Origin of the sequence: Intestinimonas massiliensis (ex Afouda et al. 2020) (assembly GCF_900626285.1) — a bacterium.
GTDB lineage: Bacteria > Bacillota > Clostridia > Oscillospirales > Oscillospiraceae > Flavonifractor > Flavonifractor massiliensis_A.
Genome location: NZ_LR131148.1, coordinates 321,477 through 343,850, shown reverse-complemented (window position 1 = coordinate 343,850; position 22,374 = coordinate 321,477). Strand labels below are relative to the sequence as shown.

The 22,374-nt window shown below is 59.9% G+C and carries 24 protein-coding genes and 1 tRNA gene; 9 read left to right on the top strand and 16 right to left on the bottom strand.

All coding sequences use genetic code 11. The annotated features are described in order from the left end of the window. The 9 genes from E0E41_RS17590 to rpmE form a co-directional block, all read right to left on the bottom strand. A complete protein-coding gene (locus E0E41_RS17590) occupies positions 1-528 on the bottom strand; it encodes an RNA polymerase sigma factor (RefSeq protein ID WP_130871175.1) in 528 nt (175 codons plus the stop codon). 106 nt (positions 529-634) lie between these two features. Continuing rightward, positions 635-1,981, bottom strand: a complete 1,347-nt coding sequence (gene rpoD, locus E0E41_RS17585; RefSeq protein ID WP_242623866.1) for an RNA polymerase sigma factor RpoD — start codon at positions 1,979-1,981, stop codon at positions 635-637. Positions 1,982-1,985: 4 nt separating this feature from the next. Next, complete coding sequence (gene dnaG / locus E0E41_RS17580) at positions 1,986-3,764, bottom strand: DNA primase (protein WP_130871174.1); 1,779 nt, start codon at positions 3,762-3,764, stop codon at positions 1,986-1,988. A gap of 58 nt (positions 3,765-3,822) precedes the next feature. Beyond that, entirely contained in the window at positions 3,823-4,827 is a 1,005-nt protein-coding gene (locus E0E41_RS17575; RefSeq protein WP_130871173.1) for a deoxyguanosinetriphosphate triphosphohydrolase, read from the bottom strand. Positions 4,828-4,926: 99 nt separating this feature from the next. Continuing rightward, positions 4,927-5,574 carry a YigZ family protein gene (locus E0E41_RS17570; protein ID WP_438819474.1) on the bottom strand — a complete coding sequence of 216 codons (648 nt, stop codon included), beginning with the start codon at positions 5,572-5,574 and terminating at the stop codon, positions 4,927-4,929. After that, the gene (locus E0E41_RS17565) at positions 5,559-6,092 is read right to left on the bottom strand and encodes a GNAT family N-acetyltransferase (RefSeq protein WP_130871172.1); all 534 of its coding nucleotides are present in this window, start codon (positions 6,090-6,092) and stop codon (positions 5,559-5,561) included. The genes E0E41_RS17570 and E0E41_RS17565 overlap by 16 nt, the downstream gene beginning before the upstream one ends. Positions 6,093-6,141: 49 nt before the next feature. After that, positions 6,142-7,434 carry a GTPase HflX gene (gene hflX / locus E0E41_RS17560; RefSeq protein ID WP_130871171.1) on the bottom strand — a complete coding sequence of 431 codons (1,293 nt, stop codon included), beginning with the start codon at positions 7,432-7,434 and terminating at the stop codon, positions 6,142-6,144. Between the two features lie 33 nt (positions 7,435-7,467). Further along, positions 7,468-7,971: a flavin reductase family protein gene (locus tag E0E41_RS17555; RefSeq protein WP_130871170.1), complete on the bottom strand. Its 504-nt coding sequence runs from the start codon at positions 7,969-7,971 to the stop codon at positions 7,468-7,470. A gap of 85 nt (positions 7,972-8,056) precedes the next feature. Next, positions 8,057-8,263 carry a 50S ribosomal protein L31 gene (gene rpmE, locus E0E41_RS17550; RefSeq protein ID WP_087236514.1) on the bottom strand — a complete coding sequence of 69 codons (207 nt, stop codon included), beginning with the start codon at positions 8,261-8,263 and terminating at the stop codon, positions 8,057-8,059. Positions 8,264-8,519: 256 nt separating this feature from the next. On the opposite strand from rpmE, the gene E0E41_RS17545 reads away from it, so the two are divergent. The 3 genes from E0E41_RS17545 (at position 8,520) to E0E41_RS17535 (ending at position 10,228) form a co-directional block, all read left to right on the top strand. Then, a complete protein-coding gene (locus E0E41_RS17545; RefSeq protein WP_130871169.1) occupies positions 8,520-8,807 on the top strand; it encodes a hypothetical protein in 288 nt (95 codons plus the stop codon). Positions 8,808-9,039: 232 nt separating this feature from the next. Further along, positions 9,040-10,026: a replication initiation factor domain-containing protein gene (locus E0E41_RS17540; protein WP_130871168.1), complete on the top strand. Its 987-nt coding sequence runs from the start codon at positions 9,040-9,042 to the stop codon at positions 10,024-10,026. 128 nt (positions 10,027-10,154) lie between these two features. Beyond that, positions 10,155-10,228, top strand: a tRNA-Gln gene (locus E0E41_RS17535). 297 nt (positions 10,229-10,525) lie between these two features. On the opposite strand, the gene E0E41_RS17530 is transcribed toward E0E41_RS17535, so the two are convergent. Continuing rightward, the gene (locus E0E41_RS17530; protein ID WP_130871167.1) at positions 10,526-10,723 is read right to left on the bottom strand and encodes a hypothetical protein; all 198 of its coding nucleotides are present in this window, start codon (positions 10,721-10,723) and stop codon (positions 10,526-10,528) included. 373 nt (positions 10,724-11,096) lie between these two features. Further along, positions 11,097-11,333: a hypothetical protein gene (locus E0E41_RS17525; protein ID WP_130871166.1), complete on the bottom strand. Its 237-nt coding sequence runs from the start codon at positions 11,331-11,333 to the stop codon at positions 11,097-11,099. Between the two features lie 27 nt (positions 11,334-11,360). Here E0E41_RS17525 and E0E41_RS17520 point away from each other — a divergent pair, with 27 nt between their 5' ends. The 6 genes from E0E41_RS17520 (at position 11,361) to E0E41_RS17500 (ending at position 15,193) form a co-directional block, all read left to right on the top strand. Then, the gene (locus E0E41_RS17520) at positions 11,361-13,280 is read left to right on the top strand and encodes a hypothetical protein (protein ID WP_130871165.1); all 1,920 of its coding nucleotides are present in this window, start codon (positions 11,361-11,363) and stop codon (positions 13,278-13,280) included. A 15-nt stretch (positions 13,281-13,295) separates the two neighbouring features. Then, positions 13,296-13,601: a hypothetical protein gene (locus tag E0E41_RS17515; RefSeq protein WP_130871164.1), complete on the top strand. Its 306-nt coding sequence runs from the start codon at positions 13,296-13,298 to the stop codon at positions 13,599-13,601. A 1-nt stretch (position 13,602) separates the two neighbouring features. Further along, positions 13,603-13,758, top strand: a complete 156-nt coding sequence (locus E0E41_RS18645) for a hypothetical protein (protein ID WP_165450605.1) — start codon at positions 13,603-13,605, stop codon at positions 13,756-13,758. Between the two features lie 64 nt (positions 13,759-13,822). After that, positions 13,823-14,125 carry a hypothetical protein gene (locus E0E41_RS17510; RefSeq protein ID WP_130871163.1) on the top strand — a complete coding sequence of 101 codons (303 nt, stop codon included), beginning with the start codon at positions 13,823-13,825 and terminating at the stop codon, positions 14,123-14,125. Beyond that, positions 14,110-14,289 carry a hypothetical protein gene (locus tag E0E41_RS17505; protein ID WP_130871162.1) on the top strand — a complete coding sequence of 60 codons (180 nt, stop codon included), beginning with the start codon at positions 14,110-14,112 and terminating at the stop codon, positions 14,287-14,289. Before E0E41_RS17510 ends, E0E41_RS17505 begins: the two co-directional genes overlap by 16 nt. 1 nt (position 14,290) lies before the next feature. Next, the gene (locus E0E41_RS17500) at positions 14,291-15,193 is read left to right on the top strand and encodes a hypothetical protein (protein ID WP_130871161.1); all 903 of its coding nucleotides are present in this window, start codon (positions 14,291-14,293) and stop codon (positions 15,191-15,193) included. A gap of 178 nt (positions 15,194-15,371) precedes the next feature. Here E0E41_RS17500 and E0E41_RS17495 read toward each other — a convergent pair whose 3' ends face one another. From E0E41_RS17495 to E0E41_RS17480, 5 genes are all read right to left on the bottom strand, one after another. Then, on the bottom strand, positions 15,372-16,379 hold the full coding sequence (locus E0E41_RS17495; RefSeq protein ID WP_130871160.1) for an IS30 family transposase: 1,008 nt from the start codon (positions 16,377-16,379) through the stop codon (positions 15,372-15,374). Between the two features lie 127 nt (positions 16,380-16,506). Next, positions 16,507-16,815 (bottom strand): hypothetical protein, encoded by a 309-nt coding sequence (locus E0E41_RS17490; RefSeq protein ID WP_130871159.1) that lies wholly within the window; start codon positions 16,813-16,815, stop codon positions 16,507-16,509. Beyond that, positions 16,815-16,958, bottom strand: coding sequence for a hypothetical protein (locus tag E0E41_RS18640; RefSeq protein ID WP_165450604.1), 144 nt, complete (start codon positions 16,956-16,958; stop codon positions 16,815-16,817). The genes E0E41_RS17490 and E0E41_RS18640 overlap by 1 nt, the downstream gene beginning before the upstream one ends. A 394-nt stretch (positions 16,959-17,352) precedes the next feature. Beyond that, a complete protein-coding gene (addA, locus tag E0E41_RS17485) occupies positions 17,353-20,922 on the bottom strand; it encodes a helicase-exonuclease AddAB subunit AddA (protein ID WP_130871158.1) in 3,570 nt (1,189 codons plus the stop codon). 12 nt (positions 20,923-20,934) lie between these two features. Next, complete coding sequence (locus E0E41_RS17480; RefSeq protein ID WP_130871157.1) at positions 20,935-22,374, bottom strand: alanine/glycine:cation symporter family protein; 1,440 nt, start codon at positions 22,372-22,374, stop codon at positions 20,935-20,937.

Genomic DNA, 22,374 nt, shown 5'->3' with positions numbered 1-22,374 from the left:
TCAGCCAAACTCCTTTCTCAGCCGGCCCATCAGCCGGTAATAGCGGGTCTTGACCGCCGCCTCCGGCTGACCCAGAGCGGCGGCGATCTCGGGAAACGTGCGTTCTCCATAGAGCCGCAGGCGGTACACCGCCTGGGTGTCCGGGTCCAGGCGGGAAACATATCCCTCCAGCCGGTCCAGCAGGTCCCGGTCCTGGACCTGGGCGGCAAAGTCGGTCCCATCCGGCGCTCCGGCCTCCTCCAGAGGCATGGTGTCCCCCCTGGCTCTCCGGCGGCAGTCGATGGTCTTGTTCACCGCGATGCGGTACAGCCAGGTGCGGAAGGAGGCCTTCCGTCCGTCAAAGGAAGGCAGGGCCCGCAGCACCGCCAGGAAAATGGTCTGGGTCAGGTCCATGGCGTCCTCCTTGTGGCCCAGCTGGCGGTAGGCAAACCGGTAGATCTCGTCATAGTAGGCCCGCACCAGCCGGTCTGCCGCCTGCCGGGAGCCCCGTCGCTGGATCTCCCGGATCCACTTTTGCTCCTCCTCCACTGCCTCACCGCCCTTCTGTTGGTATATTCGTTCCAGGATGGCCTGTCGTTTCACAAAAAATAAAAAACGGCCCCGGCGGAAAAATCCGCCGGGGCCGCTGCTGTACTCAGTTCAAAAAGTCCTTCAGCTTCTTGGAGCGGGAAGGATGTCTCAGTTTCCGCAGGGCCTTGGCCTCGATCTGACGGATGCGCTCCCGGGTGACGTTGAACTCCTTGCCCACTTCCTCCAGGGTGCGGGTGCGGCCGTCCTCAATGCCGAAGCGGAGCTTGAGCACCTTCTCCTCCCGGGGGGTCAGGGTGCCCAGCACGTCCACCAGCTGCTCCTTCAGCAGGGTGAAGGAGGCGGCCTCGGAGGGCTCGGATGCGTCCTCGTCGGGGATGAAGTCCCCCAGGTGGGAATCCTCCTCCTCGCCGATGGGGGTCTCCAGAGAGACGGGCTCCTGGGCGATCTTCAGGATCTCCCGCACCTTGTCCACCGGCATGTTCATCTCCTCGGCGATCTCCTCCGGCGTGGGGTCGTGGCCCAGCTCCTGGAGCAGCTGCCGGGAGACACGGATGACCTTGTTGATGGTCTCCACCATGTGGACGGGGATGCGGATGGTGCGGGCCTGGTCGGCGATGGCGCGGGTAATGGCCTGCCGGATCCACCAGGTGGCGTAGGTGGAGAACTTGTAGCCCTTGGTGTAGTCGAACTTCTCCACCGCCTTGATGAGGCCCAGGTTGCCCTCCTGGATCAGGTCCAGGAACAGCATGCCCCGGCCCACGTACCGCTTGGCGATGGACACCACCAGACGGAGGTTGGCCTCCGCCAGGCGCTGCTTGGCGGCCTCGCCCCGCTTCACCAGACGGCGCAGCTCCTTCTCGTCCTCCTCGCTGACGGAGGTCTCCTCCCCGTTCTTCCTGGCCTCCTCCAGCTCATCCAGCTGCTCCTTGGCGGCGTCGCCGGCCCCCATGTCCTGGGCCAGCTGCACCTCCTCGTCGGGGCTGAGCAGATTCACCTTGCCGATCTCCTTCAGGTACATGCGCACAGGATCGTCGATGCCGAAGGAGTCCACCAGAGTGTTGGGGTCCACGATCTCCTCCTCGGGCAGCTCCTCGATCTCGTTGAGCTCCTCCAGAGGGGGCACCACGTCGTCGGCCAGCTCAGGCAGATAGTCGTCTCCCACGGTGTCGATACCCAGGTTCTCCAGGGTATCGTAGATCTTGTCCATCTGCTCGCTTTCCAGGTCCATGTTCTCCAGCACGTCCATCAGCTCGCTGGCCGACAGCTTGCCGTTTTTCTTGCCCCGCTCGATCAGCTCCGCCAGCTTCTCGGCGCCCTGGACGCCTTCCACCACCTTCATGACCTCGATCTTGCCCTGCTCCATTTTCTTGGCGTTTTCCCGGGCAAGCTTGTTCTGGTCCTCCAGCGTCAGGGTGTGTACCTTCTTGCCGGTGGTCTTCTTCTCACTCATGCGGTTATCCTCCATACGATTTTTTCTCTCTGAATTTCTCCCGCGCGGCCAGCAGCGGATCTTGCTCCGAACCGCCTCGCTTCAGTGCTTCTGTTTCTATGATCTCTATGTAATCCCGCAGAGCCTGTTCACTGTTGGACAGGACCTGCGGCTGGTCCATAATATCTACCAGGCAGCTCATTTCATCCGCTGTCAGTTCCCCCGTCAGGGCGGCCAGCTGGAGGCTGCGCCCCTCCCGGTGGCGCTGGCGGAGCAGGCCGTAGATCTTGGCCAGCGCCGGAGCGGAGAATTGCTCCGGCTCCAGCTTCTCCACCGCCGGGAACAGGGTGGGCTCCAGCAGCAGCAGCCGCAGGACCCCTTCCTCCGCCCGGGCGGAGCGCACATTGTCGTACCGCAGCTCCCGCTCCCTGGGCTGGACCCGGACCGCCGGGGTCAGATCCCGGCGCTCCTGCCGTTTCCTGGCCTGCCAGGTCTTGTTCTTGCGGTACCGCGCCACCTCCTGGCCAAAGGCCTGGCCGGTGATGCCCGCGGCGGCGGCGGCTTTGTTGCCATAGATCTCCCGCTCGATGGGGCTTTGCAGGGCGGCCACCGTGGCAACCGCCTCCTTCAGATAGGCCAGCCGGCCCTCCTCACTGCTCAGATCGTGGCGGCTCATCAGATCGCCCAGCCGGTAGTCGTTCTGTCCCGCGCTGCCGTTGAGGCACTTCTCAAAGGCCGCCGGGCCGAACTTCTTCACAAAGTCGTCCGGGTCCTGCTTGATGGGCTTACCCTCGCTGTCATAGGCGTTGGGCAGCTGGAGCACCCGCACGGTGAGCTCGGCATTCTTCAGAATGTCCAGCACCCGCTGGGTGGACTTTTTGCCCGCCGTGTCGTTATCGTAGCACAGCACCAGCTCCTTGGTGTACCGGGACAGGATGCGGGCGTGCTCCTCGGTGAGGGCGGTACCCATGGTGGCCACCACGTTGTCAAACCCCGCCTGATGGAGGGTGATGACGTCGATATTGCCCTCCACCAGCACCAGGTTGGGCCGTTTGGTGTTCTTGGCCAGGTTGAGGGCGTAGATCAGCCTGCCCTTGTGGAACACAATGGTCTCCGGGGTATTCAGGTACTTGGCCCCCTCCTCCCCCGGCAGGATCCGGCTGGTGAAGCCCACCACGTCCCCCCGCACGTCGATGACGGGGAGCATCAGGCGGGCACGGAATTTATCGTACACGCCGCCGTTTTTCCCGGCTACCGCCAGGCCGGCGTCGATCAGCTCCATTTTGCTGAACCCCTGGGCGGTAAGGGCTTTTGTCAACTCGTCCCAGCTGTCCGGGGCGGCTCCCAGGCCGAACCGGACGGCATAGCGGTGGCTGATCTGCCGCTGGGCGATGTAGTCCCGCACCCGCTGCCCCCCGGGGCTGTTGAGATAATTATAGTAGAACCGGGCGGCCTGCTTGTTGGCCTCCAGCACCCGGGCCCGCTTCTTCCTGCCCGCCTCGTCGGTGCCGGTGTCCGGCACCTCCAGGCCCGCCCGCTGGGCCAGCAGACGCACCGCGTCGGGAAAGGACAGGTTCTCCATCTCCATGATAAAGGAGATCACCCCGCCCCCCTTGCCGCAGCCGAAGCATTTGTAGATCTGCCGCTCAGGGACCACATGGAAGGAAGGGGTCTTCTCATTGTGGAAGGGACAGCAGCCCCACAGGCTCCCCCCTTTGGGGGTAAGGTGGACATAGCTGCCCACTACGTCGGCAATATCGATGCGGGCCACCAGCTCGTCGATGAATTGTTCCGGGATGGCCACCGCATGTCCTCCTTCCGACTATCTTTTCCAAAAAGTCCCAAGTCCATACCTGGGGGCGCTACTTCACGCTCCAGGCCTTGGGGATGAACAGCTCCCCGAACTGCTCCACGGCGTATTTGTCCGTCATGCCGGATATGTAATCGCAGACGGCCCGCTCCACGCCCTCCTCCACCCGGATGGCCTGGTATTCCGGCGGCAGCTTGTCCGGGTCCTTCACATAGGCCTCGAACAGGCGGCGGAGCATATCCTGGGCCTTGCCCTCCTCCCCCTTGGCCACCGGGTTGCGGTAGACGTACTCGAACATGAACTCCCGCAGCTCGTGCATGGCGTCCCGGCAGGCGGGAGACTGGAGGATCTCGTTCTTCCCGTCGCTCTGGGTCATGATGTCCACCGTCAGGGTGTTGATCCGCTCCGAATGAGTGAACCCCAGCACCTGGGATACCGACAGGGGGATGTCCATGGGGTAGATGATCTTGCCCCGGATGGCGTCGTCAATGTCGTGGTTGATGTAGGCGATCTTGTCCGCCAGGCGGAGGAGCTGACCCTCCAGGGTCTCCGCCCGGTCGGGGCCGGTGTGACACAGAATGCCCCGGCGGACCTCGTAGGTCAGGTTGAGGCCCTCCCCGTCCTTCTCCAGCCGGTCCACCACCCGCAGGGACTGCTCATTGTGGGCAAAGCCCCCGGGCATGATCTCGTTGAGCACCCGCTCCCCGGCGTGGCCGAAGGGGGTGTGGCCCAGATCGTGGCCGTAGGCCGCCGCCTCCGCCAGGTCCTCGTTGAGGCTCAGGCCCCGGGCGATGGTGCGGGCGATGCGGCTGACCTCGATGGTGTGGGTCATCCGGGTGCGGTAGTGGTCCCCCTCCGGCTCCAGAAAGACCTGTGTCTTGTGCTTGAGCCGCCGGAAGGCCTTGGAGTGGACGATCCGGTCAATGTCCCGCTGGAAGCAGGTGCGGACGGGGCAGTCCTCCAGAGGCCGCTGCCGTCCCTTGGACTGGGCGGACAGGCAGGCATAGGGGGACAGGGTCTCCCGTTCCCGCTGCTCGATCTGCTCTCTCAGTGTCAAAAAGGGTCACCGCCTTCCCTTTTTCCGCGCCGGTCTATCTGTTTATATACGCCCTTTCCCGGAAAAACCCTTCTCTTTCCTAAAACATTTACGATTTATTCACAATTCTTTTTTCGGAACGCCCCGGAACTGCTCCCCCGCAACAGTGACGGTCAGGCCGCCGGCGGTCAGTTCGGTGAGACGGGATGTAAAGCCCTCCACCTTGCCCTCCGGCAGCAGGGCGTGGATGGTCACGTCGGCGGCGTACTCCACGTCCCCCACCACGCCGTTCTGCCCCTCCACCTCCTGGCGGACCCGCTCAAAGAAGGCGTAGGGACAGGGGACGGTCACCTCGATCCAGCGGCGGACCACCGAGATGCCGGCGGCGTCCAGGGCGTCCTTGGCCCCCTGGGTGTAGGCCCGCACCAGGCCCCCCGCCCCCAGCAGGATGCCGCCGAAATAGCGGGTCACCACGCAGCACACGTTGGTGACGGCCTCCCGCTGGAACACGTTGAGCATGGGCTGCCCGGCGGTGCCCTGGGGCTCCCCGTCGTCGGAGTAGCGCTCCACGCCGCCGTCCTTGATCCGATAGCACCAGCAGTTGTGCCGGGCGTCGTAGTATTTCTTCTTCATGGCCTCGATGCAGGAGCGGGCCTCCTCCTCGCTGTCCACCGGCCACACGTGGCCGATGAACCGGGAGCGCTTTTCCACCAGCTCGGCCTCCCCGGGGGCGGTGGGGATCTGATATTCCGTCATCGCTTCTCCCATTCCCTCCTGGTGATGGCATAGTAGCGGGCCAGCCGGGTCTCCCCCAGCTGGGCCACGTCCTCCACCCGGGACAGGCGGTAGGTCATGCCGCACTTCTCCATCACCCGCTTGGACTTGCGGTTGCCGTCGTAGTAGGCCGCCCACAGGGCCTGGTAGTCCAGCTCTGTAAAGGAATATCGGATGACAGCCTCTACCGCCTCCGGGATCAGGCCCTGGCCCCAGCAGTCCCGGGCCAGGGAGTAGCCGATCTCCTCGCTGGGGGTGCCCAGCTCAGTGCGGTGCCGGTCCACAAAGCCCGCCGAGCCGATGAGGCGGCCATCCGACTTGCGGATCACCGCCAGAGAGTTGGCGGGCTGGAAGATCTCATGGATCACCCGCAGGCTCTCCTCCACGCTCTCGTGGGGCTTCCACCCCGCCGGAGGACCCACCTCCGGGTGGCTGGCGTAGGCGTACAGGCCCTCCGCGTCCTCATCGGTAAAGGGGCGCAGAAACAGGCGGTCAGTCTCCAGTTGACACATAGGCGGCCTCCTTTTTTATGCGGGCCGATGTGGACATCGGCCCTACGGTTTATTCTTCCCAGAACTCCTTGGGGGGCGTCCAGCCGGATACGATATACTCCTTCAGGCGGCCCAGCTGGACGGGGGTGCAGACAGCCTCCACCTCGATGGCGTCGCCGTAGTCCACCCGCTCCACCTTTGCCTCCCGGTGGAGCAGGTCCACGATCCCGCCCTTGTCGTAGGGGATGCGGAGCACCACCTTCTGGGCGCCGGTGTCCAGCCGGTCCCCGATCTTCCGGAGCAGCTGGTCCAGTCCCTGGCCGGTCCTGGCGGAGATGGACACGATGTCCTCCCCGTGGGGCAGGATCTCCCCGGGGCAGCGGTCCACCTTGTTGAACACGTCGATGCGGGGGGTCTGCTCCGCCCCCAGCTCCACGATGAGCCGCTCCACCACGTCGGCCTGCTCCCGCCACTCCGGGTTGGAGGTGTCGATGACATGGAGAAGCAGGTCGGCGTAGGAGAGCTCCTCCAGGGTGGCCTTGAAGGCCTCCACCAGGTGGTGGGGCAGCTTGCGGATAAAGCCCACGGTGTCGCTGAGGAGCACCGTGCAGGTGTCACTGATCTCCAGGGTGCGGGTGGTGGTGTCCAGGGTGTCGAACAGCCGGTTGTTGGCCGGGATGTCCGCCCCGGTCAGCTTGTTCAGCAGGGTGGATTTGCCCGCGTTGGTGTAGCCCACGATGGCCACCACCGGCACCTCGTTCTTCTCCCGGCGCTGGCGCTGGGTGGCGCGCACCCGGCGCACCTGCTCCAGCTCCTCCCGCAGCTTCTGGATCTTTCTGCGGATGTGCCGCCGGTCGGTCTCCAGCTGGGTCTCGCCGGGGCCGCGGGTGCCGATGGCGCCCTCCTGCCGCTCCAGATGGGTCCACATGCCCAGCAGACGGGGCAGCAGATACTGGTACTGGGCCAGCTCCACCTGGAGGCGGCCCTCCTTGGTGCGGGCCCGCTGGGCGAAGATGTCCAGGATCAGGGCCGCCCGGTCCAGCACCTGCACCTTCAGGTCCTCCGACAGGGCCCGCTGCTGGGAGGGCGACAGGGGGTTGTCCACAATGACCAGGTCCGCCCCCATGGCCTCCACCAGCTCTTTCACCTCGGCCACCTTGCCCTCGCCGATGAAGGTGCGGGGGTCGGGGGCGTCCTTGTTCTGGAACACGGTGCCCACGCACTCCCCGCCGGCGGTCTCCAGCAGGTCGGCCAGCTCCTCCATGGAGGAGTCGTCGGCATTTTCCTCCTCGGGCAGGCAGTGGGCATTGAGGCCCACCAGCACCGCCCGGTTCAATACGATTTTCTCTTGGTTGTCCGTCATTGGTTCCTCCGAGCCGGGTTCACCGCCCCGGCCTCATTTCTTTTTCAGTACCGTCTCGATCTCCCCGATGAAGATGCGGTGATAGTCCTTCTGGGGATACCACTTGCTGTCGATCTCCCCATCCAGGAAGTGGGTGGGGTCCATGTCCTGCCAGTAGGCTTTCCGGCACACCAGCACCAGGTCGGCCTCCTGGAAATAAGGCGCGCCGTCCGCCGTCTCTACCGTAAAGCTGCATTCCTTTACCTTGTCGATGTCCCGGCCGCTCTTGGAGCCGCACAGGGCCAGTGCCTGCCGGTACTCCTCCCCGAAGAAGCAGAGGGTGAACCTCTCCTCCCGCTCCACAAATTCCAGGGTATACCGCTGGGGGCGGATATATACCGTGGCCACCGGCTTGCCCCACAGCACGCCCAGGCCGCCCCAGCTGGCGGTCATGGTGTTACACTTGTCCCTGGTACCGGCGGTGATGAGCATCCACTGGTCCCCGATCAGGGAAAATACATTCTGGTCCAGGCTCTTGGGGTCGATCTTTTCAAACATAGCGTTTCCCTCCTGTCAGGCTATTGTATGCGTGCCGGATGAAAAAGAGCCCGTACCGGCTTCGGTACGGGCTCTTTCGACCAGCTTACTTCTTGTCCAGGCCGAACTTCTTGTTGAAGCGGCTGACACGTCCGCCAGTATCCACCATCTTCTGCTTGCCAGTAAAGAAGGGGTGACACTTGGAGCAAACTTCGACGCGGATATCCTTCTTGGTGGAGCCGGTCTCGATCACGTTGCCGCAGGCGCAGCGGATCGTGGTCTGCTCATAGTTGGGATGAATGCCTTCCTTCATGTTGTGTTCACCTCTTTCTCGTTCCGGATGAAGCGGCGCAGCAAACCTCCACGCCTTATAAACGCTAGAATATGATAGCACAAAGAAACCCGGATTGCAACTGTTTTTTCAAATTTTTTTACAGCGGCAAGTTCTAATATGTATTTAGACAAGCGGGAATCCGCCAGAGAAAGGGGAAGGATAGGCTCCCCGCCGCTGGTTGGGGTTCCCGCTTGTTATATAAACAGGGGTATAGCCCCAGAAAGAGAGGCTCTATATGGGCAAAGAATTCATCGTAGAAGGCGGATACGAAGGTTACGTTTTTGTTGGTTGGGCATCCGGCCAGTTTGACACGGAGCAGGGGGAGAAACGGCCCTACTATAATATGTATGTCATTTCTCCGGTCAGCTCGTATCAGTCTGCGGATTACCAGGCGTCCGGTTACAAGGCCGAAAAGAAGCGTTGCTCTGGGCCCGATGTCTGGAAGGATCTTGAACCCGGCACCCGTGTGAAGCTGTTCTTCGATGATAAAGGTCGTGTTGTCATGACCGCACTGGATGGTTAAACGCACTCGCACTCCCGGAGGGTCGCTCCCTCCGGGAGGCCCCCCTCGCTAACAGGGGGGCACTATCTACATAGGAGACAATGGGGGGCATACCATGGACAGTAATATCAATGAAAATGTTGTGCTGTATGACTGGCTGTCATTCACCAGTAANGGAGGGTCGCTCCCTCCGGGAGGCCCCCCTCGCTAACAGGGGGGCACTATCTACATAGGAGACAATGGGGGGCATACCATGGACAGTAATATCAATGAAAATGTTGTGCTGTATGACTGGCTGTCATTCACCAGTAAGAAGCATACTCCGCAGCAGCTGATTGAGGCTCTTGGTATGTCGCATTGTCCCTGGACTGAAACAAAAGGCGCCCGTGGTTACATGGACCGGCTCTATTTTGGCTGTATCTCCATCCATTATAATGGCCGTGAGGATATGGGTGTCTGGTGCGAAATGTCCGGTCAGGGCTGCCGGAATTTTGAGGATCTCACCACGTTGGCCAATAAGTGGGAAGATCTTTTTGCGTTCATCCATGGCAATGATTTGCATATGACCCGGCTGGATGTCGCTTATGACGACCATACCGGGATATTGGATATAAACCGGGTGGCGCAGGATACTGAATCCCAGCACTACATCAGCCGTATGAATTGGTGGGAAGTGACACGTTCTTGCAAAGGCATCAGTGTCCAGATCGGCAGTCCCAGGAGCAAGGTCCTTGTCCGGATCTACGATAAGGCCGCCGAGCGTGGTTTCGGTGATGGTCGTCATTGGGTACGTGTGGAGCTGCAGCTCCGGGATGGCCGGGCGGAAGAATTCAGCAAGATCCCCATGGATGTGGGCGAGGCCTTTGCCGGTGTGCTGCTCAATTACCTTCGCTATGTGGAGCCGGATGAAGATGACAGTAACAAGTCCCGTTGGCAGACAACGGATTATTGGTATGATCTTATCGGTGATGTGTCCCGTATCAAGATCTTTACAGTGCCCGGCGGGGCCTATAACCTGGAGAAGTGCAAGCACTATGTGTTTGAGATGGCGGGTAACGCCATTGATGCCATGCTCCAGGTCTGCGATACATTTGATGATTTTGTGAGTATGGTCAATATGCGCCGCTGTAAGCCTAATCCCAAGTATGAGCTGATTGTAAAGGAGCATCAGGCTCGGAAGGAAGCCTTTGCCGACAAGGTGCGGCGGTGGTTCACCGTGGAAGATGATCCGGAGTTTTGATATAAATTTGCTGGTTTAAGTCACATAAAAAAGCCACAAAGGGAAGTCTGGGTGTTAAACGTCGCCCTATTAAATAGTCTTCTGCATGTAGACAACTGATGATACAAAAGGCTTTCCAGCATTTATATCGCGGGTTGGTGCAATGGCAGCACGTCAGATTCTGCGTCTGGAGCCGCTGGTTCGATTCCAGCACCCGCAACCAAATTTTGTAGGAAAGGAGGAGTGACCGCAGGAAGCTGTTACCGCCGCCACTCTGCTTACCGAAGCAGGTACCGTCATCACTTCCGGTATTAGTATCGTTTGGGACGTCATCACCGGCAATCCCATCCTTACCCTCTTTGTCGGTGCGTCCATCGTGTCTCTTGGTTTCCGGTTCTTCCGCAAGGCCAAGGGTGCCGCCCGGTGATCTCCGCTCAGGGGTGTGGGCCCCGAGCTCACACCCCTACTCTTTTTGGAGGCTGTTATGATTGATTTTTTCTCTGGCTGTTCCGGCCTGTTTTCAGATATCTTCCAGGCTGCCTGTAAACTGGAGTTTTTCCGGTTTCTTGCGGGGTTCCTGGTTTTCCAGATCTTCCTGGGCTTGTTCCTGTTGATCTATCATGGTTCCAGGAAGTTGTAACACAATCCGTTCCTGCAGCTGCTCCGGATCCGGCCGGCAGCACGAGCTGGTTGTGTGACAAAAGAACAGCGCCCCCAAAGGGAGCGCTGTTCCTGATTTCGATTATCACCGGTGGCGTTTGCTGACTGCGCCGGTGATGATACCTAAAGCGATGGGGATATAAATAACAATCATATTGGGGCTTGTCATTACATCCCAGATTGCTTTTAGGTTTTCCATGGGGCTTTCATCTCCTTTCCTGGAATTCTGTCCCTATACTGAATTCCAGGGAGGAGGCCCCCTTATAAAGTTTTTGAATCTCGTTACGCAACACCTCCAGGAGTGACATCAGATGGACGCCCTGTTTGTCGTCCTGCCATCTAGGCCTGTCTTCTCCTGGAGGTAATGCGCCCCTATAAGGAGTTCCCGCTCCGGGGTAAAAGCGGCTCCTGTTCAAATGCTGGTTGTGTGCCTACGGCTGCTTTTTGTTTGCGGCCTTCCATTCCTCAAAACTCTGCTGTGTCAATGGCTTGGATGCCGCCCGAAATTCCTGGTTTGCCTTTTCTTCTGCTTCGCGCTCAGCTTCCCATTGTTTGCGGAACCGTTTTTCTTTAGGCGTGTAATGCCCATTTTTTCTGTCGATTTTTACCGCAATAGCGACAATTATCCAGACTGCGAGTAAAATCGCTCCTCTTATCAACCAGTCCATAGGCTTACCTCCTGGTGGTGAAATAGGATGAAAATCTTTAACCGCATTATAGCATTGATTTTATCGGTTGTCATGTGTATTTCCACATGTTTTACTGTTGTTTTTGCTGCTTGGTATAATGAGGTAGCTTACTATTATGTAACGTCTGGTTATGGCCCTTGGCTAATGGATGCAAGTTTGCAGGCATTAGGGTTTGTCGGGGATTTCACCGTTCTTCCTGGTGGCCTTGGTACATTTTTAGCGTCTGTAGCGAGTTCAGGCATTAATTCCTTTGCGGAATATCTTGCCGCCGGTTACACCGAGGCCGACATATATGCCGCTGAGGATGATTATATATCTGGCCTTCCATATGTTGCGGTGAGTTCAAATGGTTCTTTTGTCATTTATCCGGTTTGGACGTATACTTCCAATGAAAATTTCTTTGTTCTTCAAGATTTCATAACATCTAATGGTGCATTTTCCGTTTCGGAATATTGTTTTGAGACTTATGGCAAGCGTTATCCCTCTATTATGTCAGATAATTTTTATCTTTCACCTGGTAAGTATCGATTTTATGTCGATAGTTTTATCTTTCAAGGTAATCCGGTGTCATCTATTACATTTTACGTAAATGTTGGAACTCCTGGACAAGGAGGGACATCTGTTGCGTATGGATCTTATATAGCACCTGTTGATTTTGAAGTTACTTCAAAATATTTTGGACAAAGCTATGTAGATTTAAATTGTCAGTCGCCGCTTAATATTTTTAGGGGTGATACTTGTACATTTTCTGGTGCTGTTCATATTGAGCGGTTAGATAATATTTCTGATGTTCCTGGTGTGGTGTCTCGTCCCAGTTCCTTCATGCAGCTGGTAACCAACTACAACAATGTAGACAACAGCACCAATTACTTCATTGGTACGGTGGATGCTGACGGAAAGGTCACCGATGTTTTCGACCCGGATTTGTACGATGAAGATACCCTTGTCTTTACTGAGCCGGTCACCGGCGCTCAGTATCAGACCACCGGCTGGATTTTTGACTACAATACCCGTACTTACCAGCTTTTTCTGGAGCCCGGCACCTTCCTGATCGGCGAGGCCGATATTGACCGGATTGACCTGACCTATGGCGATGATCTGCTGACCATCTCCTATTATGCGGACGGGGCTCTGATCCAGGCCGATACCTACGCCTATGTGACGGCGACCAAAAAGGACCCCAGTACCTGCCAGCATAGTTACACATCAGAGATCACCACCGCCGCCACCTGTACCGCTCCCGGCGTGCGGACCTATACCTGCTCTCTGTGCGGGGATACCTACACGGAAGAGATCCCCCAGCTGGATCATGTCTATACCTATGAGACAGTGACGCCGCCCACCTGTATTGATCCAGGGGAACGAAAAGGCGTCTGCTCAGTGTGCGGGGCTGAGGTCGTGGAGGATCTGGAGCCGCTGGGTCATGACTGGCAGCCCACATCCTCCACCCAAACCACCTATGCTCTGCCGGAGGATGCCGCCTGTCCGGACTGCGGCAGCACATCATTCGATTCAGTGCTGAGCCAGAGCAGCGGCAGCTATGACTGCATCTGTTCCAGCTGCGGCACAGAATGGATCGAGCAGGCTGTTATTACCTACGGTCAGACCACCTACACCTGCACCCGCTGCGGCGAGACGTACGTGGAAACGCAGAATGCTGACAGTGGGCTGTTTGCGTCCATCGGCAATTTTATTGCCAACGGGATCGGCTGGATCGTGGACAAGCTGAAGCAGCTGATCGATAGCCTGTCCGGTATCAACGATATTTTCTCGGATTTTATCGCAGATATCAAAAGTAAAAGTGGGCAGTATCCCGCTTTCCTGGGCGCGGTCATTGGAGTGCTGCCAGAGGATTTCATGATGGTTTTCTGGTTCGCTGTTATAGCTGGTATCGTCCTGGCCGTTTGGAAATTGTGGTTTCGCTGAGAGGGGGGATCGCCGGTGCTGGATTGGATCGGCGGCGCGGTAAGTGATATTGCCGGTTGGCTGGGTGATGGAATCGGCTCCTTCTTTGACTGGCTTCTGGGCGGTATCATTACCATATTTACCAAGATCGTGGATGCGTTCAATGGGTTTTGGGATGTGCTGGACAGCCTATGGAATTTCGCTGTCGGGTTCAAGGATTCCCTGTTTGGCCTGTTGTCTGCGTTTTTCCCGTTTATTCCGGAGCCGGTTATGGCTGTGATCTCTCTCGGCCTGCTGGCTGCGCTGCTGGCGGGGATCGTGAAAAAAGTGTGGGGGAAATAGTATGGAGGATTTTCAGGCATTGGTTTCCACGGTGGTCAAGGTCATGACTGTTCCCTTTACTCTTTGGGGTTTTACTCTGAATTTTTGGGATATTATGATCTGGACGATGATTGCGGGTATTATTATCTACCTGATCGTGAGGTTTTTCAATGGATGATGAAATGATGGTTGATAGGGAGCTTGTATCCAGTCCTGAGCCGGTGGAGTCCTCTGCTCCGAGCATGGAAGTAATCAGTGTGGATGAGCTTCTGGAGCTGCTGGCGGTCAACGCAGCAGAGGAAGACGTGCCGGAAGCGTCCCCTTCTCCGGAGCCGACGCCGGGACCGGTGGAGGTGGTTGGAACTGACGAGACGATCCAGCTGTTGGGGAGTATCCAGGAGGATGTAACACCCCATCCTTTCCTGACTACCAACTTTGAGGATTATACCGTTACTGAGGGGCTGCTGCTCCTGGTCCTGCTCCTGTTTTTCATTGCCGGTTGTATCAAGCTGCTGAAGGAGGGCTTTTCATGGCTGCTGTCATAGCGGAGTTTTTTGGTATCATCGGCGTGGACGCTGTGCCGCCGTCCACCATGGCGGAGCTGATCCCTTACTTGCTCACTGTGGCTGTGGGCGTTGCCCTGGTTTCCGCTGTGTTCCGGGTCATCGGCAAGGTGGCGGAGATCCTGCTCAATTACAGGCGGTGGTGATATGTGGATCTTATTGCTGATCGGCTTGGCTGTTGTCTTGGTCATGTTCCCCACTTTTCGCTGCGGTTTCTTTCATCCGTTCCTGTTCATCTATCACGGTATCCGGGATCTGTGCGGCTACCTGCTGCATCGGCAGTATAATCTGTACGGCACTGGGGAGCTGGTGGCCTATACCGGCCTGTTCGGCAAGGGTAAGACCCTTTCAGCCGTGCATCGTGTGGTTGCTGCCTATCGCCAGTATGACGGGAAGAAAGTGTGGTGTCCCCGGCGCAAGAAGATGGTCACCCAGCGGGTGAAGGTGATCTCCAATGTCTCCCTGTCTATTCCTTATGAGGATTTTGTGAGCCTGGAGCAGATCGTTCTGGCTGCTGAGCGTAACCAGGCATATGATGACGAGCATGATACCCTCACTGTCACTTTGGTGCTGGGGGACGAGTTCAGTGTGCAGATGAACTCCCGGAACTTCAAAACCAATATTGATCCGCTGTTCCTGAACACCATTTTGACATGCCGTCATTACTACATATCGTTGTACTATACCGCCCAGCGCTTCGGCCATGTGGATGCTTTGCTGCGTCAGGTGACCAGCTATGTGGTGGACTGCGATAAGCTGTGGCGGTTCCAGCGTTACCGCACTTATGACGCTTGGGATCTCGAAAACGCCGCCAATACCCAGCTGATCACCCCCATGGGCCGGGGCTGCTGGTTTGTCCGCAATCGAGACTATGAGGCATATAATACCCTTGCTTGTGTGGGCAATCTGAAAAAGTCCATGAAGGCGGGCGACATGATGTCCGAGGAGGAGATCCTGAAGCTCCAGCAGAACACCCAACAGGTCAACATGGAGGGGATCTCGAAACCTTCCCGACGCTGGTTGAAGTCCAGAAAGAAGCAGAACAAGTAATCGGGGGCCCCGCCGCCGAGGCTTCAGCCGCGGCGGGGTCCTGCTGTAACACAATCCGGTGTTGCTGCGTCGCTGATCCTGGTTTCCTGAAGATCTCTTTTGTGTTACACGGTTGTTCCGGAATCTGTTCGTAACACGATTTCAAGTCCTGGTCGCCGGCAGCTGCAGGTAAATTGTGTTACGCTGCCATTTCCTCCGGTGTCCTCCAGCCTAATATTTTTCGCGGGTAGCCGTTCATCCAGTTCTGGATCTCGGCTATCCGCTTTTTTGATACCTTGGAGAAGTCCGTGCCTTTGGGGAAAAAGCGCCGGATCATCCTGTTGTGGTTCTCATTGGTTCCCTTCTCCCAGGCTGCGTAGGAATGGCAGTAATAGACGTCAAATCGTGTTCCGGTGTATATGGATCGGCGCAGCTGGTCGTACTGTAAAAACTCGCTGCCGTTGTCTGTAGTGATGCTGCGGAATTTGGTCATGAAGTGGTTTTTTCCCATGGAGCGCTCCAGCTTATCAAAGACGCTTCGGATTGTCTCGGCTTTTCGGTTTGGTAATTTGAAAATCAATTCCTCTCGTGTGGCCCGTTCTGTCAGCGTCAGCAGCACGGCCCGGCTGCCGGCGCGGCCCACGATCAGATCCATCTCCCAGTGACCTGGTTCCCGGCGCTGGTCGATCTGCTCCGGTCGGTCTGCGATGTTGGGCAGCTGCGGATGTGCGATCCGTTTTACCGGTGCATAGCTGCGCTTCTTCCGCTTGCGCTTTTCCCAGAGGTGAGCGTTGGTCAGGTGAAGAAATACTCCTTTGTCTATGTAGCTGTATAAGGTTGAAATGCAGATCACAGTTTGATGCCCCTCCGCTCGGGCCGCCGCCAATGCTGCCGCCGGTGAAAAACGGTTGTTCAGGATCTTCCGCTCCAAAAAGTCGGCATAGGCCCGGTCGGTCCCGATCTTGAGTGGTCTGCCTTTGGCAGTCTGATTGTAGTCGTGGGTCTGTTGGGCTTTGTCTGCGGAGTACCTGACCTCGGTGTAATGGTAACAGTCGTGCTCATAAGCGCCTCGTTTAATCTCGTTGTATATGGTCTGCCTGGTGAACCCTAATTCTTTGGCGATCCAAGCCACCGGTTTTTTGGCACGGAGATATGCCTCCAGCTTGAGCCGTTCATCCCTGGTCATATAGTGCTGTTTTTTCGTCATCACCCTACACCCTTTCCGTGTATTGAAGTTTTGACCTTAAACAGTCCCGCCCATAGCCGAAGCCATGGGCGGGTATATTGTAACACGGTTTTCAGCCTGGGCGCCTGGCTGCAGCCGTGGGTTTGTGTTACAGCTCTTTCAGCTGCTGCATGGTCTGATCCATGGATGCAGCGCATTGCTGCAGCTTGCGATCCAGCCCATCCATGGCCCGCTGGAGGCCCCAGCGCTTTTGCTGCAGCTCTCTGAGATGCTGCCGCTCCCGGTCGATCTGCTCCTGAAGCTGTTTCAGTTCCGCCTCCTTCTGCGGCAGCTCCCAGACGCAGCGGGTGACCAGGTTTTCAAACTTTTCTGTGAAGGTCCGGCCCATTTGTCGGTCTATGAGGTCTGCCAGCTCGTCCGAAAATCGGATGCTGCGGATATTGTTCTTTTGTGCCATTACCATACCTCCGTTACGTCCATCCACCAGTGGCAATCTTCGCAGGGAACTTCTCCAGCGTCCACAGCAGGCTCGAAGCTCGGGTCATCGCAGGGACAGTAGTCGTTGCTGGGCGTGCTCCAGTCCGGTCGTTTGCAGGTCATCATGGCTGTTCCTCCGTTTCCAAAATAAAGAGTAGGTGAAGCAAAGCTCGCTCGCGAGCTTTGCTCCCTACCCTCTGCGCGGAATTCTAAACGGGTCAAGACTTGGCCTCCCCCGCGAGAGGCCAACTCTGCATAAAAATTTTTAGCCGGGACCCATGCTTCGGGTCCCGGCGTTAAGAAAATTTTTATGGTCTTGACGCGATTTGATTTCCGTGCCCCGCCGTCCGCGGAGGACACCTTATTCCCCTCGTCCCGCCCGCAGGCGACACCAGCTCTCGACATTGTAACACGCCGCGCTCCTAAAGCAGCTCTGGATCCGGCCGGCTGCGGTCGCGCTTTGTGTTACATTCTTTCCCTATTTGTCAAAATTCTTCTTGACATCTGCCAAATTTTTTTACAGCTCCACTTCCCTGTCCAGGGCGAAGAACCACAGGGCCCGGCGGACCACCGGTTTCCCCGTGATCTCCTCCAGGGCCTGGCTGTAGGCCTCCAGCTGGGGCCGGTAGTGCTCCGCCCGCTCCGCCACCGTTTTGGCCGTCACCCGGTCGGTCTTGAAGTCCACCACCGTGATGCCCTCCAGGGTCTCGAAATAGCAGTCCACCACGCCCTGGAGCAGGACTTCGTCCCCCTCCGGGGCCATTGGGATATACCGCCGTGCAGGCACCAGGATGGAGAATTTGAACTCCCGGCGGAGGGATACCGAGGCCATCAGCTCCCGGCCCAGCTCCGACCGGAAGAAGGCGGCAATGCGCGCCGGGTCGGCGGCCTCCCCCTGCTGAGGGGTGAGGAACTGCTGCTCCACCAGCCGGGAAATCTCCGCCGCCACGCCCTCCGGGGTGCCCGCTTTCTCAAAGTCGATGTACTGCATCACCAGGTGGAGAGCGGTACCCTTCTGGGCGGGGGTCAGGCCCCACTCCTCCGCGGCCAACCGGGGCCGGCCGAAGGTAATGGCCCGGGGAGGCCGGGGTGCCTCCTCCGCCGCCTCCTCATCCAGCCCCCGCCCCTTCAGCTGGGTGGCGGTGAGCTTGGAGGGCAGCGCCTCGCTGGCCTCATAGGGGTAGCGCCAGGCCAGTTTTTCCGTCAGTTCCGCCGGGTCGTGCTCCGGCTCTCCTTCCTCCGGCGAAGGGGCGGCGTGGTACACCCGTTCCGGCCCCTCCAGGAAGGGGGTACCGTCCACAAACTTCACGTTCCAGTCCGGGCCGAAGTCCACATCGGGTATGGGCACGTCGGTCTCCGCCGCCCGGCGGAGGGCGGACCCGTCCGGTCGGCACAGGGCGGCCAGCAGCACCCACTGGCCCACGCTCTGGCAGGCCAGCAGTACCTGGGGATCCACCGGGCAGCCCGCGTCCCCCGCCAGCCTGGCCAGGTCCTTTCCGCCGCCGGTGAGGGCCACCGACAGGATCAGCTTCTCCTTTGCCCGGGTCATGGCCACGTACAGCAGGCGCAGCTCCTCGGCCATCATCTCTTTCTCCAGCTGCCGGGCCACGGCGGTGCGGGCCAGGGTGGGATATTCCCCCCCCCGCTCCAGGTCCAGCCCCTTGGGACCCACCCCCAGCTTGGGGTGGAACAGGATGGGCCGGTTCATGTCCTCCCGGTTGAGCCGCCGGGCCAGGCCGCACAGCAGCACCACCGGGAACTCCAGGCCCTTGGACTTGTGGATGCTCATGATGCGCACCCCGCCGCCGGTGCGGCACGCCCCGGGCAGAGCCAGCCTGGAGCCGTTCTCCCGCAGACGGGTCAGGTAGGTGAGGAAGCGGAACAGGCCCTTGTGGCCCGCCCCTTCGTACTGCCGGGCCAGCTCCGCCAGGGTAAGCAGGTTGCCCTGCCGGGTCTCCCCCTCCCCCATGGCGCCGAAAATGCCCAGCAGGTTGGTGCGGTCGTAGAGGTGCCAGATCAGCTCATGGCTGCTCATGTCCCCCGCACCCAGCCGCAGCTTTGCCAGCTCGTCCAGGAAGGCCCGGCAGTCCTCGCCGCCGTCTGCCTCCAGGGCGGCGTACAGGTCGGTATCCGGTGAGGCGGCCCGGAGCTGGGCCAGCCGGTCGGCGGAAAAGCCGTACACCGGGGAGCGGAGGACCGACACCAGGGGCACGTCCTGCCGGGGGTTGTCAATGATCTGCAAGAGGGACAGGGCCACATTCACCTCGGTGGCGGCGAAGAAGTCCCCGCCCCCCTCCGCCTCCCAGGGGATATCCCGCTCCCCCAGGGCCAGGGCGTAGTGCCGCAGCACCGTGTTGGGGGAGCGGAGGAGGATGACGATATCGGAGGTGCGCACCGGCCGGGTGCCGCCCTCCCCGTCGGACACGGGAAAACCGACGTCCAGCAGCTCCCGGATGCGCCGGGCGGCGAAGCGGGCCTCCAGCAGGTCCCGGGCCACCTTCTCCCCCTCGTCCTCCCCGGTCACCGAGGCATCCAGCACGTCCAGCTCCACCTGATAGGCGGGATCGGGCGCATAGGGTGCTCCGGGGTAGAGGGCCTGGTCGTCGGTATAGTCCATCTCGCCAAAGGGCACCGACATGAGGCTGCGGAACAGGAAGTTGCACCCCTCCAGCACCTCCGGCCGGGAGCGGAAGTTTTTGGACAGGATCACCCGCCGCTCCTCCCCCTCCTCAGCCCGGTCATATGGTGTAAAGCGTTGATACTTGTCCAAGAAGATGGTGGGGTCGGCCAGCCGGAAGCGGTAGATGGACTGCTTCACGTCCCCCACCAGAAAGAGGTTGGTGCCGTCCTTGGACAGGGCGGAGAAAATGGCGTTCTGCACCTGGTTGGTGTCCTGGTACTCGTCCACCATGATCTCGTCGTAGCGATTGCTCCACTGCCGGGCCAGAGGGGTGGGCTGTCCGTCCGCCCCCACCAGCAGGGCCACTGCCAGGTGCTCCAGGTCGGAGAAGTCCAGCAGGCTCCGCCGCTTCTTCTCGGCGGTGTAGGCCGCCTCAAAGTCCTTCACCAGGGCGAACAGCCCCCGCACCGCCGGATACACCGCCCGCAGGCCCTCCAGCAGCTCCGAGCCGTCCTCGCAGAACCAGTCCTCCAGCTTTTCCAGCCGCTTCTTGCAGGCGCTGCGGATGGCCTTCACCCGCTCCGCGGCGGCGGGGTCGTCGGCCATCTTCTTCCGCCCCACCGTGGGGAAGGGGATGGGCAGGGCGGCGGCAGCGGCGTCCCAGCCGGTCCTGGTTCCCGCCAGGAAGGCGTCCATGGCAGATATGGTCTCCCCGATGCTGGGGGCGTAGTTGGCCTCCAGATTGGCGTCCCGCTGGCACAGCTCCAGGGCCTGGCCCATCCGCCGCCGCCAGTAGGCCGCCTGCCCGGCGGCGTCGGTCAGCAGCAGCTCCCCCCAGGGGGTGTCGGCGGGGTCGGTGATCCCTTCCAGGGCGAAGGTTTTCTCCTGCTCGTCCAGCCAGGCCGCCGGGTCCGGGTGGGCCTGGACCCGCCCCCGGATGTCCAGCACGATCTGCACCAGCCGGGAATCGTCCCGCCCGGCGGACATGGTGTCCACCAGTTTTGCAAAGTCGCTGCCCTCGCTGATGTCCTCATAGCGGGCGTCCAGCACGTCGTTGAGGGCGCGGAGCATGAGGATGCCCGCCTCTCCCTCGTCGCACAGCCGGAAGTCCGGGTCCACGTCCGCGCTCTGACCGCACTCCCGCAGCAGCTGGGCACAGAAGGCGTGGATGGTGGAGATCTGGGTCTTGTACACCAGGGTGGCCTGCCTCCGCAGGTGGCCGTCGGTGGGCCGCTCCGCCAGCCGGCGGGACAGCTCCTCCACGATCCGGCCCCGCAGCTCGGCGGCGGCGGCCTTGGTGTAGGTGATGACCAGGAAGCGGTCGATGTCCGCCCCCTCCTCCACCCGGGCCAGCAGCCGCTCCACCAGCACCCGGGTCTTGCCCGACCCGGCGGCGGCGGATACCAGCAGACCGCCGCCACGGTTGTCTACCGCGGCCTGCTGTTCACTTGTGAGGGAAAAGGCCATGGCGTACCCTCCTTATTGTTCTTCCCACTTGCGGGCGTGGGCCTCGTCCCACACCGTCCGGTCTCCGACCTGTACCTCGTCCCAGCGGTACACCGGGTTCTTCCCCGCCTTCTTCTGGTCCAGATAGTCCCGCAACACCCGGACGGCCTTGCCCCCCAGCAGCAGGATGGCCACCAGGTTCACCAGGGCCATCAGGCCCATGAGCACATCCGCCAGATCCCACACCATGGAGAAGTTCATCTGGGCGCCGATAAAGATGGCGGCCACGCAGGTCAGGCGGAACACCAGCAGCAGAGGCTTGGAATCCTTGATAAACTTCAGGTTGGATTCGGTATAGTAGTAGTTGCCCACCAGGGAGCTGAAGGCGAACAGGAAGATGGACACGGTGATGAACAGGGGCCCGAAGGCACCCACCTGGGCGTGGACCGCCGCCTGGACGAAGTTCATGCCCTCGGCGTAGGCGTCGATGGGCACCCCGGACAGCAGCAGCATGAAGGCGGTGGTGGAGCAGATGAGGATGGTGTCGATGAACACGGACAGCATCTGCACCAGCCCCTGCTTCACCGGGTGGGACACATCGGCGGCGGCCGCCGCGTTGGGGGCGGAGCCCATGCCCGCCTCATTGGAGTAGAGGCCCCGCTTGATGCCCTGCATGACGCAGGAGGCCCCCACTCCGGCGAACATGGCCTGGGGGTCGAAGGCCTGGGAGAGGATCAGAGAGATCATGTGGGGCACCTGGCCGATGTTCCTGATGGTGATGAACAGGCCCAGGGCGATATAGATGGCGGCCATCACCGGCACGATGCCGGAGGTGATGGCGCTGATGCGCTGCACCCCGCCGAAGATACACACGCCGGTGAGGATGGCCAGCACCGCGCCCACCACAATGGGCCAGATGCTCTCGGAATAGCCGGGCAGGTAGTATTGCAGGGCGGAGCCGGCGTTATAGGCCTGGAGGGCGTTGAAGCCGTAAGCGAAGCAGGCGATGAGCAGTACGGCGAACACCACACCGAACACCCGGCTGCCCAGGGCTTTCTGGATATAGTAGGCCGGGCCGCCCACCCAGTTCTCCCCGTGCTTTTCCTTGTAGCACTGGGCCAGGGTGCTCTCCACGAAGGCGGAGGCCGCCCCGATGATGGCCAGCAGCCACATCCAGAACACCGCGCCGTAGCCGCCGATGAGGGTGGCGGCGATGATGGCGTTGGCCACACCGGCGATGTTGCCGGTACCCACCCGGGAGGCGGTGGAGATCATCAGGGCCTGGAAGGAGGAGATGTCCTTGCCGTCCTTCTTCTTCTCCCCCAGCACCCGCAGGGCCTCGGGGAAGAGCCGGAACTGCACCCCACGGGTGCGAATGGTGAAATATACCCCCGCCGCAATGAGCAGGGCGATGAGTATATAGGTGTACAGAAAGCTGCTGAGATGGCTGAGTATGGCTCCAAACTGGGTCAT